Here is a 14983-nt window from a genome sequence, read left to right on the forward strand (position 1 = left end):
AACAGGAATTCGACATCAGGCATTAATGCAGGCCCAGGAAGTCGATGATCTGTGAGAAATAATCTTCGAAGCCTACAAAGGCGTGATTGCCACCGGACTCTACCGTCTGTCGACAGGGGGTGTAGTACGCCACCGCCTGGCGGTAATCAAGCACTTCGTCACCCGTTTGCTGTAACAACCAGATGAGATCTGGCGCTTCTAACGGGTCAACTTGCATGACTTTAAGATCGTAAATATGGCGTGACTCTAGCACATATTGCTGCCCGGTGTAGGGGTTCTCGTTGGTGCCCAGATAATCGACAAGCAATTCAAAAGGCCGTACCGCAGGGTTTACTACTACCGCTGGCAGCATAAAACATTGCGCTAACCAGGTGGCGTAATAACCACCTAAAGAGGAGCCAACAACCCCCAGAGGTTCACCGCCATGCTTGAGTACCAGCGACTCCAGCAGCTCTGCCGCATCGGCAGGATACGGAGGGAGCTCTGGGATAATCATATTGATGTGCGGATGGTTCTGCGCCAGCCAGGCCTGCAAGCTGGTAGCCTTAGCGGAACGCGGCGAACTGTTGAAACCGTGTAAGTAAAGTAGCGTTGACATCAATACCCTTCTGAAGCGGTATCTGGGTTGAACACCGCACCTTTCAGGCGGCAAACCTCAGTGGTCACTTCACCGTTTGGATGAAGTTCCAGCCAACGCCAACCTGGTTCAATAGTGTCGAGCGTGAAGTTTGAGCAGTGCGGCTTAAATTGCACGCAAGTGGATGGCGTCGCCAGCATTCGTCTGCCGTTCCAGTCCAAATCTAGCTCCTGGTGAATATGACCGCACACCAGAGTTTTCACTTTCGGGAATTTTTGCAGAACGTTATCCAACTCTGCGGCGTTGCGCAGGCTATGTTGGTCAAGCCAGCTACAACCCGCAGGAACAGGATGATGATGCAGCAATAGCAGCGTATGGCGTTCAGGTTCAGCGGCGAGTTTACGCTCCAGCCAGTCGAGCTGATAATCGCTCAGTTCACCATGTGGGACGCCAAATACCTGGCTGTCGAGCAGCAGGATTTGCCAGTTATCACCGAGGAAAACTTGCTTCGCAGGTGAAATCCCTGCTTCCAGCAACGAGCTAAACATGGCTGGCTGGAAATCGTGATTGCCTGGCAGCCAAACGCAGGGCGCAGGAATCTCCGCAATGCCTTCAACAAAATGCTGGTAGGCCTGCGCACTGTGATCCTGGGCTAAATCCCCAGTAGCTACAATTAGGTCATACTGACGCTGCTCAGCGAGAATGGCGGCAATAACAGCCTGATAGCTCATCCAGGTATTGATACCAAGCAGCGTTTCGTTCTTTCCAGAGAACAGGTGGGTATCGGTAATTTGCAAGATCCTGATCTGGCCCCCACCGGCCACAGGAAGATTTAACAGGCTTTCCAAATGGTGTCCTTAGGTTTCACCCTCACTAACAAACCGGAACCGCCATCGCTCCATGCGCTAAACAATACCGCAGCCAATCGGCTAGAAACTGATTAATTTGATGCTTTTCGTCGCGTTGATGCAACTTTTTATTAGGATAATCATACCGTGCTTTGAAACGAAAGATCTGCTGACTTGAACACACTTCCGCGACCATGGCGTCATGATAAAGCCTGACCGACATCGACGGTAAGCTCCAGTAGCTTATCGCCGGAACAGTTTGTTCGATTTGTACTAGTGTCGTGTAACGTGTCGACTCAAGGATAGAGAGTCGATATTGAGCGCTACTTACCTGATAAGTGACTTTTTCACCCACTTCGTCATGACGAGGAAGCAAGCGTCGGAGTTGCGCGAAATTGGTTTCGCACAGGCGCATCATTTCAGGGAAGTCAGGTGTATAGCGCTTCATATTTATCGATTCCACTCTTCTCTTAATTTCTCATGATGCAATTGCAGCCAAAGCAGTGCAATGACTGAAGCCGCGTTGTCGATTTTCCCTTCTTCTACTAACTGATAAGCCTGTTCCCGGCTCACGACATGAACACGAATGTCTTCGTTTTCATCTGCCAGACCATGTATGCCATTCGCGGTGGTAGCGTCGACTTCCCCAACCAGGATCGATAAACGCTCGCTGGTCCCCCCAGGACTTGCCAGGTAGTTGATAACCGGTTTGGTGCGACCGACAATCACTCCAGCTTCTTCAGTTGCTTCACGACGCGCAACGTCCTCGACGCTTTCACCTTCTTCAATCATTCCCGCAACAAGTTCGAGCAGCCACGGGCTTTCACTGGTGTCGTACGCGGCAATCCGAATCTGTTCAATTAAGACAACTTCGTCTCGCACAGGGTCATAGGGTAGCAGTACTGCAGCGTGCCCGCGTTCTAAAATTTCACGGCAAATTTCGCCACTCATTTCGCCATTAAACAAGCGATGGCGGAAGCGATAAAGATCCAGAGAAAAAAAACCGCTATAAAGCGTTTCCCGTGCAATAATTTCAACATCGTTTTTGGCTAATGTGACGAGTTGACTGTTTTGCTTAGTCATGATGGGTTCCTGATTTTGATGGTTATGAAATGAGTAATTTCAAGCCAGTTTGACTGCCGTTTCATTTCCTATGTGATAGATTGATGAAAATTAAGAGTCAATGGCACATTACGCCAAGCACCTGAGCTGGCGGACTCTGCTAAAATCGACGATCATTTCCGGCTCTTGTCAGCGCTTACAAATAATTTTTTGCTTCACAACAAGGAATGCAAATGAAGAAACTGCTCCCAATTCTTATCGGTCTGAGCCTAACGGGTTTCAGTGCCATGAGCCAGGCAGAAAACCTGATGCAGGTTTATCAGCAGGCACGTTTAAGCAACCCGGACTTGCGCAAATCCGCTGCTGACCGTGATGCCGCATTCGAAAAAATTAACGAAGCACGTAGCCCGTTACTGCCACAACTTGGCCTTGGTGCTGATTATGAATACACCAATGGTTTTAGCGATGCGAATGGCATCGACTCCAGGGCAGCGAGTGCCTCTTTGCAATTGACGCAAACCATTTTTGATATGTCGAAATGGCGTGCGCTTACCCTGCAAGAGAAATCAGCCGGTATTCAAGATGTCACTTATCAGACAGACCAACAAACACTGATTCTGAATACTGCAACAGCCTACTTTAATGTATTGAGTGCGATTGATGCACTGTCCTTCACTGAAGCACAGAAACAGGCTATTTATCGTCAGTTGGATCAAACCACTCAGCGCTTTAACGTTGGCCTGGTCGCCATTACCGATGTACAGAACGCCCGTGCGCAATACGATAACGTATTAGCAAACGAAGTCACTGCACGAAACAATCTGGATAACGCGGTAGAAACGCTGCGCCAGGTGACCGGTAATTACTATCCATCTTTGGCATCACTGAATGTAGACGGCTTCAAAACCAACAAACCGGATGGCGTGAATAATCTGCTGAAAGAAGCGGAAAAACGTAACCTGGCATTGTTGCAAGCACGTCTGTCTCAGGACCTGGCTCGCGAGCAAATTCGCTACGCAGAAACCGGCCACATGCCAACCGTGGGTTTGACCGCTTCTACTGGTGTTTCCGATACCAGCTACAGTGGTTCTAAAACCAATAGTTCTCAGTACAACGACAGCGATATGGGCCAGAATAAAATCGGCCTGAACTTCTCCTTGCCACTGTACACTGGCGGTTCTGTTAACTCTCAAGTGAAACAAGCGCAATACAACTTTGTTGGCGCAAGTGAGCAGCTTGAAAGCGCGCATCGTAGCGTAGTGCAAACAGTTCGCTCTTCGTTCAACAACGTTAATGCGTCCATCAGTACCATCAACGCTTATAAACAAGCGGTTGTGTCTGCACAAAGCTCCCTGGATGCCATGGAAGCAGGCTATTCCGTCGGTACTCGTACCATCGTTGATGTGTTAGATGCGACCACGACGCTGTATAACGCCAAGCAACAGCTCTCCAGCGCTCGTTATAACTACCTAATCAACCAGCTGAATATTAAATCAGCACTGGGTACGCTTAACGAACAGGATCTTGTGGCGTTGAATGCAACACTGGGTAAACCAGTACCAACCACGGCTGACAGCGTGGCTCCAGAAACGCCAGACCAAAATGCTCGCGCGGATGGTTATACAGCAGATAGCGAAGCAACGACTGCTACAACACCAGCACAAGCGACTCCAGCTTCTGCGACTAGCAGCAAATCAGCTAACCCATTCGGCAACTGATCAGATATTTTGGGGGTGTGGCAACATGCCCCCATCACAACTTACGCATGCGAACGTAAGGCAAAGTAAAGATCTCCCTTCCAACATCCGTCATCGCTTTAATTTCAACCATTCATCCCCTATCCTAAGCACCATAACTACTGGGCTCAGGACAGATAAATGAAACGGACAAAAATCATAAACCACGCATCGTTCCGCAAAAGCTGGAACGCCCGCCATTTGACGCCAGTCGCATTGGCTGTTACCGCTGTGTTTATGCTAGCCGGTTGCGAACAAAATGACGAAACAGTCTCCATGTATCAAAATGCGGATGACTGTTCGCAAGCCAACCCTGGCAAAAGTGCAGAATGTACGACTTCCTTTAACAACGCACTAAAAGAAGCAGAACGTACAGCGCCAAAATACGCCTCGCGTGAAGAATGTATCGCTGAGTTTGGTGAAGGCCAATGCCAGCAAGCACCAGCTCAAGCCAGCGTGGCAGGTGAGCAAGCTCAGGCACAACCACAGCAAAGCGGCAGTTTCTGGATGCCATTGATGGCCGGTTACATGATGGGCCGATTGATGGGCGGCGGGGCGGGCTTTGCTCAGCAACCTCTGTTTACTTCGAAGAACCCTGCAAGCCCTGCTTACGGTAAATATGCCGATGCCAGCGGTAAGAGCTATGGTGCCGCGACACCAGGCCGTACGACAACCGTACCGAAAACGGCAATGGCACCTAAACCTGCCACCACCAGCACTGTGACACGCGGCGGTTTCGGTGACTCAGTGGCTAAACAATCGACTATGCAGCGCAGTAGCAGCGCAACAGGTTCTTCTCGTTCCATGGGTGGCTAAGAAATTATGGAAAGAATCGCGATTACTGAGCGCCCGGACTGGCGCGAGAAAGCCACAGAATACGGTTTCAATTTTCACACCATGTACGGCGAGCCGTACTGGTGTGAAGACGCATATTACAAGCTGACGCTTCCGCAGGTAGAACGCCTGGAAGAGGTCACCGCTGAATTACATCAAATGTGCCTGAAGGTAGTGGAAAAAGTCGTGAGCAGCGATGAACTGCTGGCCAAATTCCGCATTCCTAAACACACCTGGGAATTTGTGCGTCAGTCATGGCGTACCCAGCAACCGTCGCTTTACTCACGCCTGGATATCGCGTGGGATGGCGTTGGCGAGCCTAAGCTTTTGGAAAACAACGCCGACACGCCGACTTCTTTATACGAAGCGGCGTTCTTCCAGTGGATCTGGCTGGAAGATCAGATCCAGGCCGGTAACCTGCCAGCAGAAAGCGATCAGTTCAACAGCCTGCAAGAGAAGATCATTGAGCGTTTTGCCGAGCTGAAACAGCAACACGGTTTCAATCTGGTTCATTTTGCTTGCTGCCAGGACACAGAAGAAGATCGCGGTACCGTTCAGTATCTACAAGACTGTGCAGCCGAAGCCGAAGTGGCGAGCGAATTCGTCTACATGGAAGATATCGGTCTGGGCGAAAAAGGCCAGTTTACCGATCTGCAGGATCAGGTGATTAGCAACCTGTTCAAACTGTACCCGTGGGAGTTCATGCTGCGTGAGATGTTCTCCACCAAGCTGGAAGATGCGGGTGTACGCTGGCTGGAACCGGCCTGGAAAAGCATTATCTCCAACAAAGCATTGCTCCCAATGCTGTGGGAAATGTTCCCGGATCATCCAAATCTGCTACCTTCATATTTTGCCGAAGATAACTATCCGCCGATGGATAAATACGTGGTGAAGCCAATCTTCTCTCGCGAAGGTGCAAATGTGAAGATCATCGAAAACGGCGAAGAAATTGCCCGTGTCGATGGCCCTTACGGTGAAGAAGGGATGATCGTCCAGCAGTTCTATCAGTTACCAAAATTTGGCGACAGTTATGTGCTGATCGGCAGTTGGCTTATCAACGATCAACCTGCAGGTATTGGTATTCGTGAAGATCGCGAGTTAATCACCCAGGATCTTTCACGCTTCTATCCGCATGTGTTCGTAGAATAATTGTTTCTCCCTCTTCCTAAAGGAGAGGGAGAAACATATCAGCCGATTTGTACCGAAAGCATACTCAACGATCCCATCTCTATGCCGTCTACAGGTAACGTAATCGGCTCTTTACCATCCCACGCTCCCAGAACATACAACAACGGCAGGTAGTGATCCGGCGTTGGGTTAGATAACGATCCGCCTTCATGATCTAAGAAGTTCACCAGCGGGTGCTCGTCGACCTGCCCAAGCCATGTGAGGTTGTCTTTAACGTATTGGTTAAACGACTCGGCCCATGGATATGGTGTGTTTTCGCCGTGCCAGCGTGCGGTTCTCAGGTTATGAACCACGTTGCCACTGGCAATCAGCATGATGCCTTGATCGCGCAGTGTTGCCAGTTTTCGACCCATCTCGAAATGCCAGGCTGCTGGTTTCGTGCTGTCGATACTCAGTTGCACCATCGGGATATCAGCATTGGGGTACATCTTGATCAATACACCCCAGGAGCCATGGTCAAATCCCCAGGCTTCTTTATCCTGCATCACCGGAACAGGTGCCAGAAGATCAACTAACTGCTGCGCCAGTTCAGGTGAACCCGGTGCCGGGTAATGCGTGTCATATAACGCTTGTGGGAAACCACCGAAGTCATGAATAGTTTTTGGTGTTTCCATCGCGGTGACACCCGTGCCTTTAGTGAACCAATGTGCTGAGACCACCACAATAGCTTTTGGCCGCGGCAAGGTTTCTCCCAAATGACGCCAGGCTTGGGTATAGTGATTATCTTCCAGCACGTTCATTGGGCTACCGTGTCCGAGGAATAGCGCAGGCATTCGTTGAGTTGTCATGGTGTGTCCTTTAATCAGGTCATTCAGTTTATGAAAACTACAGTACGCGCTTTTGCACAATGAAGAACTCAGATAAGCATGATGAAGATCTTCAGGAAATTTGAATGTAAGCGATGTGTAAAGCTTCCCATCTGGCTCTCGATTTTTATCACACCGCCCATTAATATAAATGAGAATCATTATCAAAAGGAGCAATGAATGTCAGTACCCTTGATTCTGACCCTGTTAGCAGGGGGAGCCACTTTTATAGGTGCCTTTCTTGGCGTTATCGGCCAGAAACCTTCAAACCGTGTGCTGGCATTTTCTCTCGGTTTTGCAGCGGGAATTATGCTGCTTATCTCGTTAATGGAGATGTTACCCGCCGCACTTCACACACAAGGAATGTCACCCGTTTTAGGTTACGGCATGTTTATGTTGGGTTTGTTAGGCTATTTCGCTCTTGACCGCGCCCTACCCCATGCACATCCGCAAGATTTAATGGACAGTAAACCGCAGCCTCGCAATTTACGGCGTACCGCGTTGCTACTGACCCTCGGCATTAGTCTGCATAACTTCCCGGAAGGTGTTGCGACATTTGTGACGGCAAGCAGTAACCTGGAGTTAGGGATGGGAATTGCGCTCGCCGTTGCGTTGCACAACATTCCAGAAGGATTAGCGGTTGCAGGCCCGGTGTACGCGGCAACGGGATCGAAACGCAAAGCTATTTTCTGGGCAGGGATTTCGGGTCTTGCCGAAATTCTTGGTGGTGTGCTGGCCTGGCTGATTCTGGGCACAATGGTGTCGCCAGTCATCATGGCGGCTATCATGGCTGCCGTCGCAGGGATTATGGTGGCGTTATCGGTTGATGAACTGATGCCGCTTGCCAAAGAAATTGATCCCCATAACAACCCAAGTTATGGCGTGCTTTGCGGTATGGCGGTGATGGGGTTTAGTCTGACGCTGCTGCAAACCAGCGGCATTGGTTGAGGAGAAGCCCGGTTTAATAACCGGGCTTTTTGCATTTTAGCTGGCTTTGCGTTCGTGAGTCTGACGGTATTCCACCAGATCTTCAATTGTCACCACAGCCATATTGTGTTCACGTGCAAAGGTGATGCATTCAGGCGCGCGCGCCATGGTGCCATCATCGTTGGTCAATTCACACAACACACCTGCAGGTTTGAAGCCTGCCAGTGTCACCAAATCGATAGTGGCTTCTGTGTGGCCACCACGGGTTAACACGCCACCCGGTTGAGCGCGCAACGGGAACACGTGGCCCGGGCGGTTCAGGTCACTTGGTGTTGCGCCATCAGCAATCGCGGCACGCACCGTGGTAATACGGTCTGCGGCAGAAACACCGGTGGTCACGCCTTTTGCGGCTTCGATAGTCACAGTAAACCCTGTGCCATAAGCACTGGTGTTGTTCTCAACCATCATTGGCAATTCGAGTTGTTTACGGCGTTCTTCAGTCAGGCACAGGCAAACAATACCGCTACCGTGGCGAATGGTCAGAGCCATTTGCTCAACGGTCATGGTTTCGGCTGGGAAAATCATGTCGCCTTCGTTCTCGCGATCTTCATCGTCAAGAACCATTACCCCACGACCTTCACGTAATGCTTCAAGAGCATGTTCCACGCGCTGGGAAGGAGTGCCAAATGCAGAAAGGAGCGTCTGATTCATGGTAAAAAAACCTCATTAAAATTATGGTTACCAGAATCAGGGCAGTCTTAGGAGCTAAAAAAATAACGTGTGCAAGCTTACTAAAGCTTGAGCTTAGTCGTTACTCTCTCCCATCCGGACTATAACCGTCGGCTCCGGAATTACACCGGATCTGCTGACCTCCAGATTGCTCTGGAGCGCTCGCGGGCTTTCAGCGTTCACTGATTTACCGCCGGTGGGGAGTTACACCCCGCCCTGAGAATAAGCAGACTTACTATAACGCCGATGATTTTCTCTGGCAACGCCAAACCTTAGAACATTTCGGGTTTCTAACCGGCCTCACAGGCATTACAATTAGTGTTAATCGCGCAAGACAATCCCGTAAGATTATGGAAGCCACTATGATTGACCCGAAAAAAATTGAACAGATCGCACGCCAGGTCCACGAGTCAATGCCGAAAGGGATTCGTGAGTTCGGGGATGATGTTGAGAAAAAAGTACGCCAGGTACTGCAATCTCAATTAACCCGTCTGGATCTCGTTAGCCGTGAAGAGTTTGATGTACAGACTCAAGTACTGTTACGCACCAGAGAAAAACTGGCTTTGCTGGAACAACGTTTAACCGAACTGGAAAATCGTAGCGTTCAGGCGCCTGTTGTGACTCCGCCGACAGAATCGCAAGAATAATGAATAACACTACTCTCCTGTTCGCAGGAGAGTCTTAATATATCGCCCTGCCTACATATATCAAATAAATATCTTTAGATTTTATTGTCAGATATTTCACCTTCGAATAATCCGAAATAATACTTATTAAAACATACAAAAAAAGCAAAGTATTGTTTTAAAAAACAATAACCTCCACATCTGAAATAGCTATTTTCATCACTCATTGATTTAAGGTTTTATTTTTCATACATTTCCATACCTGCATCAACACTTAAATTAGCACACAAAAAAGCATTCCATCATGCCATATTCAGCCCATCGACAGTGGAAGTTAAAATGATAAACCAACTTATTCCTGATTTAAAAAATGGAACTGGCTCGAAAATAAAAATAGTAGGTGGTGCAGTGGCGGCCTTCGTTATTTTAGGCTCACTATTAGGGTCGTGGTACACCATTGATGAAACGGAACGTGGTGTTTTATTACGTAACGGCGCGGTAGTCGAAGCTATTGACCCAGGCTTGTCGTTCAAAATTCCCTTTATTGAAAGCGTAAAAATCATTTCCGTTCAAAGCCAGGTCACCGTTTATGATTCATTACAGGCTTACAGTAAAGACCAGCAATCTGCGACACTTAAAGTTTCCGTTTCCTAGCATGTTCCACCATCGGATGTCACGAAAGTCTATAGCCAGTATCAAAATGTATCTTCTCTCAATGATCGTCTAATCAGCCGCCAGGTCCCTACTCAGGTTGAGAATGTCTTTGGCGGTTATACTGCGGTTGATGCTGTACAGCACCGCTTGCAATTGGTTAACGATATTTCCAACGCTATTAAGAAAAATGTTATTGGTCCGATTATTATTGATAGCGTTCAGGTGGAAAATATCGATTTCAGTGATGCGTATGAAAAAGCGGTAGAGGCCAGAATGACGGCTGAAGTTCAGGTTAAAACACGGGAACAAGAATTGGCGACCGAACAGGTTCAGGCCCAAATCCGTGTCACTCAGGCTCAGGCAGAAGCTGATGCCCAGTTAGCCAACGCCAAAGCAGAAGCCGAAGCGACTCGTTTGCGCGGCCAGGCAGAAGCCGAAGCAATTAAAGCTCGCGCCGACGCGTTAGCCAGTAATCAAAACCTAATTGAACTGACTAAAGCCGAACGCTGGAACGGTGTATTACCAACAACCGTATTACCTTCTGGCACGTTACCGTTTATTGATACCACGCCAGGTAAATCAGGCCATTAATATTGCAGTTAAACTTGCCAGCCCATGCTCTATGCAAGGCTGGCAATTTATTTAACTATTTTCCTGAATCTTCTTAATAATGTTGGTGGTTGAACACCCATCTTCAAAGTTCAGCACCATCACTTCACCGCCATTGGCCCAGACTTCTTTACTCCCGGCAATATCATCCGGTTTGTAATCACCGCCTTTAACCAACAAATCTGGCAAAATCTGCCCAATTAAGCGTTGTGGTGTGTCTTCTTCAAACAACACTACCCAATCCACGGCTTCCAGTGCACCCAACACGATCATACGTTGATCCTGCGGATTCACCGGACGGGTCTCCCCTTTCAGGCGTTTAGTTGAAGCATCACTATTTACTGCAACAATCAGGCGATCACCCAACTTACGGGCGTTGGCCAGATACGAAACATGGCCGGCGTGAAGAATGTCGAACACACCATTGGTCATGACGACTTTCTCACCACGTTTGCGCGCCGTCGCCACCGCTACTTTCAGTTCAGCTTCGGTCATTACACCAAAACCTGAATCGGCACGGCCACGCACAGCATTTTCCAGTTCAATTGGGGAAACGGTAGAAGTACCCAGTTTACCGACCACCACGCCTGCGGCTGCATTCGCAAAGTAGCACGCTTCTTCCAGGGTGTTGCCTGCGGCAAGGGTTGCCGCCAACACGCCAATTACCGTATCACCAGCACCGGTCACATCGTAAACTTCTTGCGCCTGAGTCGGCAGATGGAATGGCTCGATACCCGGCTGTAACAACGTCATACCATGTTCAGAACGGGTGATCAGCAACGCGGAAAAATCGTATTCCGCGATAAGTTTCATGCCGCGCTCCACCAGCTCTTCGTCATTCTTGCACTTACCAACAACCGCTTCAAATTCAGAGAGATTTGGCGTCAGCAGTGTTGCACCACGATAGCGATTAAAGTCAGTACCTTTTGGATCGATAAGCACTGGCACTTTGGCTGCTCGCGCAAGGCTAATCATATGCTGAACACTTGCCAGTGCACCTTTTGCATAGTCAGACAGCACCAGCGCGCCAATATGTGGCAAAGCCTGGCTAATGCGTTCATGAATCGGTTCTGGGTCAACACCTTCGAAGCCTTCTTCAAAGTCGAGGCGAATCAGTTGCTGGTTACGGGAAAGTACACGCAGTTTGGTGATTGTCGGGTGTGTCGGCACGGAAACAAAATCGCATTTAACGTTCACGCCAGCCAGCGTTTGGCTGAGCGCACGCGCGGCATCATCGATCCCTGTCAGGCCAACCAGGCGAGAATTTGCGCCTAACGAGGCAATGTTCATTGCCACGTTTGCCGCACCACCAGGCCGTTCTTCAATGTTGTCGACTTTCACCACTGGCACCGGAGCTTCCGGGGAAATGCGGCTTGTAGGGCCATACCAGTAGCGATCCAGCATCACATCACCAACTACCATGACGCCTGCACGGCTGTATTCGGGCAGCGTTACTTTCATTCCTGACTCTCCAGAGAGGGATAAAATTTTGTCGCGGATAATATCACAATTAGTGTTAAGCGCATGTTTGCGGCTCACTCAGCCACGTTAGCCAGCTTTTTAGTACCTGCTCGCGTTCTTGAGTGAAAGTATCCATTGCCACATTCCCGGGCAGTTCCTGCAATGCCAGGTGATGGAGTTCATCGCGCAACGTCACATAAGCATGCGTCAGCGCTTTCGCTTCGTCATCACTCATGATGTCGTTTTGCGCCATTAATTCCAGAATGCGCACATTGTCTGACCAACGTGTCAGTTTTGGGGCCTGCGCCGCATAACGTAAAACCAGGTATTGAGTGATAAATTCGATATCAGTGATACCACCTTCATCAGCTTTAATATCAAAGCGTTCGATATTTTTCCCACCCAAATGCGCACGCATTTTTTCACGCATTTCTCGTACTTCAGTTTGTAGTTTTTCGCTTTCACGCCCAAGGCACAAAATATTGCGGCGGATGGCATCAAACTCCCGCTGCAACTGCGGGTCACCATACACAATACGCGCGCGAACCAGAGCCTGATGCTCCCAGGTCCAGGCTTCATTTTGCTGATAATCAGCAAAGGCTTCGGCAGTCGTTACCAGCATGCCAGCCGCACCAGACGGGCGTAAACGCGCATCCACTTCATACAAAATGCCTGATGACGTCCGGGTGCTGAACAAGTGCATCACACGCTGTGCGAGGCGCAAATAGAACTGGCGGCCATCGATTTCACGCTCACCATCCGTCATCACATCCGACGGGCAGTCATGCAGGAATACCAGGTCCAAATCAGAGCTATAACCCAGTTCCCAGCCACCGAGTTTGCCGTAGCCGACGACCGCGAAACCACGCCCTTCACGGTTCTGTAAGTGTTTTGGCTGGCCGTATCGCAAGACCATTTGCGCCCAGGCCTGCTGAACAACCGCGTCAATCATCGCTTCAGCAAGCCAGGTCAGATGGTCACTGACTTTCATCACCGGCAATGTACCGGTAATGTCAGCCGCCGCCACACGTAACAGCTGAGCCTGCTTAAACTGACGCAATGCTTCCAGTTGCTGCTCTTCATCGTCTTCAGGCACGCGCAGTAAATACTGGCGTAGCTCGTCACGATAAGCGTCCGTCGCGGTCGGTTGATAAAGCGTGTTCGGGTCGAGTAGTTCATCGAGCAGCAACGGATAACGCGCTAATTGGCTGGCAATCATCGGTGATGCCGCACACAACGTGATCAAATGCTTCAGTGCTCCAGGATATTCCGTCAGCAGCTCAAGATAGGTGGTACGCGTGACAATGCCGAGCAGCAGCGGCGTCAGGCGTGATAATGGCAGTGGCGCGTCGTGGCGCGAACAAGCTTCACACAGCAAACGCGGCATGAGCTGATCCAGCACCTGGCGGCCACGCGGGCCAATGGTGCGCTTATCAGTGTCCTGGCGGAAATCACTCACCAGACGTAACACTTCGCTACGCGCTTCCGGCGTTAAATGCTCCAGTACTGGCGTATTGGCATCCGCATCCAGCGCATCCTGCCACAGTTCGCGCCACGCTTCGGCGAGCTTATCTTCACCGGGTTCCGGTTCATCGTCGCCAATCAATTCGTTAAATACCTGCCGCACGGCATTCATATGCTGTTGCAGGGTTTCTTGCAGAGAATCCCAATTCTGCGCGTTCATGCCCCACGCCAGGCGAGCCTGGTTTAAATCATCACCAGGCAAGGTTTGAGTCTGCTCGTCATTGATGCTCTGCAACAGATTTTCGAGGCGACGCAGATATAAATAGGCCGCATTCAATTTAACCGCATCAGATTCGGGCAGCAGATGTAATTGCTGGATAGCTTCAAGGGTCGGCAATAATGAACGGGACTGTAAAGCAGGCTCACGGCCACCGCGAATCAGCTGGAAGACCTGGACGATAAACTCGGTTTCACGAATGCCGCCAGCACCGAGTTTAATGTTATCGGTCAGCCCACGGCGTCGCACTTCGCGGGCGATCATTCCTTTCATATTTCGCAGAGACTGAATAACGCTGAAGTCGATATAGCGACGGAAGATAAACGGCCGCAGCATATTGCGCAGTTCCTGGCTCCATGCGTCGTCGGTATCGCCCATGATTCGGGCTTTGACCATCGCGTAGCGTTCCCAATCGCGGCCCTGTTCCTGGTAATAGTCCTCTAACGCGGCATAGCTCAACACTAATGGGCCACTGTCGCCAAACGGACGAAGGCGCATGTCAACACGGTAAACAAAGCCGTCTTGTGTTGGCTGGTCGAGGACTTTAATCAGCCGCTGACCCAGGCGAGTAAAGAACTGTGCGTTATCGAGTTCCCGCCGTCCGCCCTGTGTCGAGCCGTTTTCTGGCCAGGCAAAAATCAGGTCGATATCGGAGGAAAAATTAAGTTCCCCCCCGCCCAGTTTACCCATGCCGAGAATCATCAGCGGCTGTGCGACTCCCGCCTGATTACAGGGTGTGCCCCACTCGCGGCAGCACGCGGCATACAACCAGTCACGAGCGGCAATAATTAACGTTTCGGCCAATACACTCAATTGCTGGAGAGAGCTTTCGGTAGGGACTTGTTGCAGTGTTTGCGCCCAGGCAATTCTCACCATGATACGGCGGCGGAACTGGCGCAGGGCGGTCATTAACGCGGGTTCGCTATCGACACCGTGTAACTCTTGCTGCAACCAGGCGGCATAGTGCTGCCATTCGTCGGCAAGCGGAGGGGACTGTTCCAGCTCCGCCATCCATGCGGGATAAGCCGCCATGCTGTCACAAACAAAATCACTAAACGCCAACACAGCTTGAGCCTCCTGGCTTAGCGTCTGGCGGTCAATATCCTGTGGCAGACGCGCCAGCGCCGCCTGCATATGCTGCTGTAAAAGTGGCGCTTGCGACATCATGGGTGTGTCCCTTACAAA

The 14983-nt window shown here is 50.1% G+C and carries 13 protein-coding genes, 1 pseudogene and 1 riboswitch; of the genes and pseudogenes, 6 read left to right on the forward strand and 8 right to left on the reverse strand.

The window, feature by feature from the left end; genetic code table 11:
* Positions 1–22: 22 nt before the first annotated feature.
* From yqiA to nudF, 4 genes are read right to left on the reverse strand one after another with little or no spacing between them, the layout of a single operon-like run.
* On the reverse strand, positions 23–598 hold the full coding sequence (yqiA, locus tag D8682_RS11995) for an esterase YqiA (RefSeq protein WP_064540094.1): 576 nt from the start codon (positions 596–598) through the stop codon (positions 23–25).
* Positions 598–1425, reverse strand: coding sequence for a 3',5'-cyclic-AMP phosphodiesterase (gene cpdA / locus D8682_RS12000; protein WP_064540096.1), 828 nt, complete (start codon positions 1423–1425; stop codon positions 598–600). Before cpdA ends, yqiA begins: the two co-directional genes overlap by 1 nt.
* 25 nt (positions 1426–1450) lie before the next feature.
* Entirely contained in the window at positions 1451–1873 is a 423-nt protein-coding gene (locus D8682_RS12005) for a DUF1249 family protein (RefSeq protein WP_064540098.1), read from the reverse strand.
* Positions 1874–1875: 2 nt separating this feature from the next.
* Positions 1876–2508, reverse strand: a complete 633-nt coding sequence (gene nudF, locus D8682_RS12010) for an ADP-ribose diphosphatase (protein ID WP_064540100.1) — start codon at positions 2506–2508, stop codon at positions 1876–1878.
* Positions 2509–2720: 212 nt separating this feature from the next.
* Here nudF and tolC point away from each other — a divergent pair, with 212 nt between their 5' ends.
* From tolC to D8682_RS12025, 3 genes are all read left to right on the forward strand, one after another.
* Positions 2721–4205 carry an outer membrane channel protein TolC gene (gene tolC / locus D8682_RS12015; protein ID WP_064540101.1) on the forward strand — a complete coding sequence of 495 codons (1485 nt, stop codon included), beginning with the start codon at positions 2721–2723 and terminating at the stop codon, positions 4203–4205.
* Positions 4206–4364: 159 nt separating this feature from the next.
* Positions 4365–5039, forward strand: a complete 675-nt coding sequence (locus D8682_RS12020) for a DUF1190 family protein (RefSeq protein WP_064540103.1) — start codon at positions 4365–4367, stop codon at positions 5037–5039.
* A gap of 6 nt (positions 5040–5045) precedes the next feature.
* Positions 5046–6206, forward strand: a complete 1161-nt coding sequence (locus tag D8682_RS12025) for a glutathionylspermidine synthase family protein (protein WP_064540106.1) — start codon at positions 5046–5048, stop codon at positions 6204–6206.
* Between the two features lie 38 nt (positions 6207–6244).
* Here the strand turns inward: D8682_RS12025 and ygiD are convergent, their stop codons facing one another.
* The gene (ygiD, locus tag D8682_RS12030) at positions 6245–7033 is read right to left on the reverse strand and encodes a 4,5-DOPA dioxygenase extradiol (protein ID WP_121814336.1); all 789 of its coding nucleotides are present in this window, start codon (positions 7031–7033) and stop codon (positions 6245–6247) included.
* A gap of 198 nt (positions 7034–7231) precedes the next feature.
* On the opposite strand from ygiD, the gene zupT reads away from it, so the two are divergent.
* Entirely contained in the window at positions 7232–7999 is a 768-nt protein-coding gene (gene zupT, locus D8682_RS12035; protein WP_064540110.1) for a zinc transporter ZupT, read from the forward strand.
* A 36-nt stretch (positions 8000–8035) separates the two neighbouring features.
* On the opposite strand, the gene ribB is transcribed toward zupT, so the two are convergent.
* Positions 8036–8689: a 3,4-dihydroxy-2-butanone-4-phosphate synthase gene (ribB, locus tag D8682_RS12040; RefSeq protein ID WP_121814337.1), complete on the reverse strand. Its 654-nt coding sequence runs from the start codon at positions 8687–8689 to the stop codon at positions 8036–8038.
* A 98-nt stretch (positions 8690–8787) separates the two neighbouring features.
* Positions 8788–8935, reverse strand: a riboswitch (FMN riboswitch).
* A 134-nt stretch (positions 8936–9069) separates the two neighbouring features.
* Between ribB and ubiK the strand changes: the two genes are divergently transcribed.
* Positions 9070–9354, forward strand: coding sequence for a ubiquinone biosynthesis accessory factor UbiK (gene ubiK, locus D8682_RS12045; protein WP_064540114.1), 285 nt, complete (start codon positions 9070–9072; stop codon positions 9352–9354).
* Positions 9355–9672: 318 nt separating this feature from the next.
* A pseudogene (locus tag D8682_RS12050) lies at positions 9673–10578 on the forward strand (SPFH domain-containing protein).
* A gap of 51 nt (positions 10579–10629) precedes the next feature.
* Here the strand turns inward: D8682_RS12050 and hldE are convergent.
* Both hldE and glnE read right to left on the reverse strand, forming a co-directional pair.
* On the reverse strand, positions 10630–12057 hold the full coding sequence (hldE, locus tag D8682_RS12055; protein WP_121814338.1) for a bifunctional D-glycero-beta-D-manno-heptose-7-phosphate kinase/D-glycero-beta-D-manno-heptose 1-phosphate adenylyltransferase HldE: 1428 nt from the start codon (positions 12055–12057) through the stop codon (positions 10630–10632).
* Positions 12058–12112: 55 nt separating this feature from the next.
* A complete protein-coding gene (gene glnE, locus D8682_RS12060; protein WP_370090843.1) occupies positions 12113–14965 on the reverse strand; it encodes a bifunctional [glutamate--ammonia ligase]-adenylyl-L-tyrosine phosphorylase/[glutamate--ammonia-ligase] adenylyltransferase in 2853 nt (950 codons plus the stop codon).
* Positions 14966–14983 lie beyond the last annotated feature (18 nt).

It is taken from the genome of Buttiauxella sp. 3AFRM03 (genome assembly GCF_003675305.1).
In the GTDB taxonomy this organism is placed as follows: Bacteria; Pseudomonadota; Gammaproteobacteria; order Enterobacterales; family Enterobacteriaceae; genus Buttiauxella; species Buttiauxella ferragutiae.

What these genes read in the sequence shown, in the direction of transcription:
- zupT (WP_064540110.1), top strand. Translation starts at nt 7,232, where the DNA reads ATGTCAGTACCCTTGATTCTGACCCTGTTAGCAGGGGGAGCCACTTTT.
- ribB (WP_121814337.1), bottom strand. Translation starts at nt 8,689, where the DNA reads ATGAATCAGACGCTCCTTTCTGCATTTGGCACTCCTTCCCAGCGCGTG.
- tolC (WP_064540101.1), top strand. Translation starts at nt 2,721, where the DNA reads ATGAAGAAACTGCTCCCAATTCTTATCGGTCTGAGCCTAACGGGTTTC.
- D8682_RS12005 (WP_064540098.1), bottom strand. Translation starts at nt 1,873, where the DNA reads ATGAAGCGCTATACACCTGACTTCCCTGAAATGATGCGCCTGTGCGAA.
- ygiD (WP_121814336.1), bottom strand. Translation starts at nt 7,033, where the DNA reads ATGACAACTCAACGAATGCCTGCGCTATTCCTCGGACACGGTAGCCCA.
- hldE (WP_121814338.1), bottom strand. Translation starts at nt 12,057, where the DNA reads ATGAAAGTAACGCTGCCCGAATACAGCCGTGCAGGCGTCATGGTAGTT.
- D8682_RS12025 (WP_064540106.1), top strand. Translation starts at nt 5,046, where the DNA reads ATGGAAAGAATCGCGATTACTGAGCGCCCGGACTGGCGCGAGAAAGCC.
- glnE (WP_370090843.1), bottom strand. Translation starts at nt 14,965, where the DNA reads ATGATGTCGCAAGCGCCACTTTTACAGCAGCATATGCAGGCGGCGCTG.
- ubiK (WP_064540114.1), top strand. Translation starts at nt 9,070, where the DNA reads ATGATTGACCCGAAAAAAATTGAACAGATCGCACGCCAGGTCCACGAG.
- nudF (WP_064540100.1), bottom strand. Translation starts at nt 2,508, where the DNA reads ATGACTAAGCAAAACAGTCAACTCGTCACATTAGCCAAAAACGATGTT.
- D8682_RS12020 (WP_064540103.1), top strand. Translation starts at nt 4,365, where the DNA reads ATGAAACGGACAAAAATCATAAACCACGCATCGTTCCGCAAAAGCTGG.
- yqiA (WP_064540094.1), bottom strand. Translation starts at nt 598, where the DNA reads ATGTCAACGCTACTTTACTTACACGGTTTCAACAGTTCGCCGCGTTCC.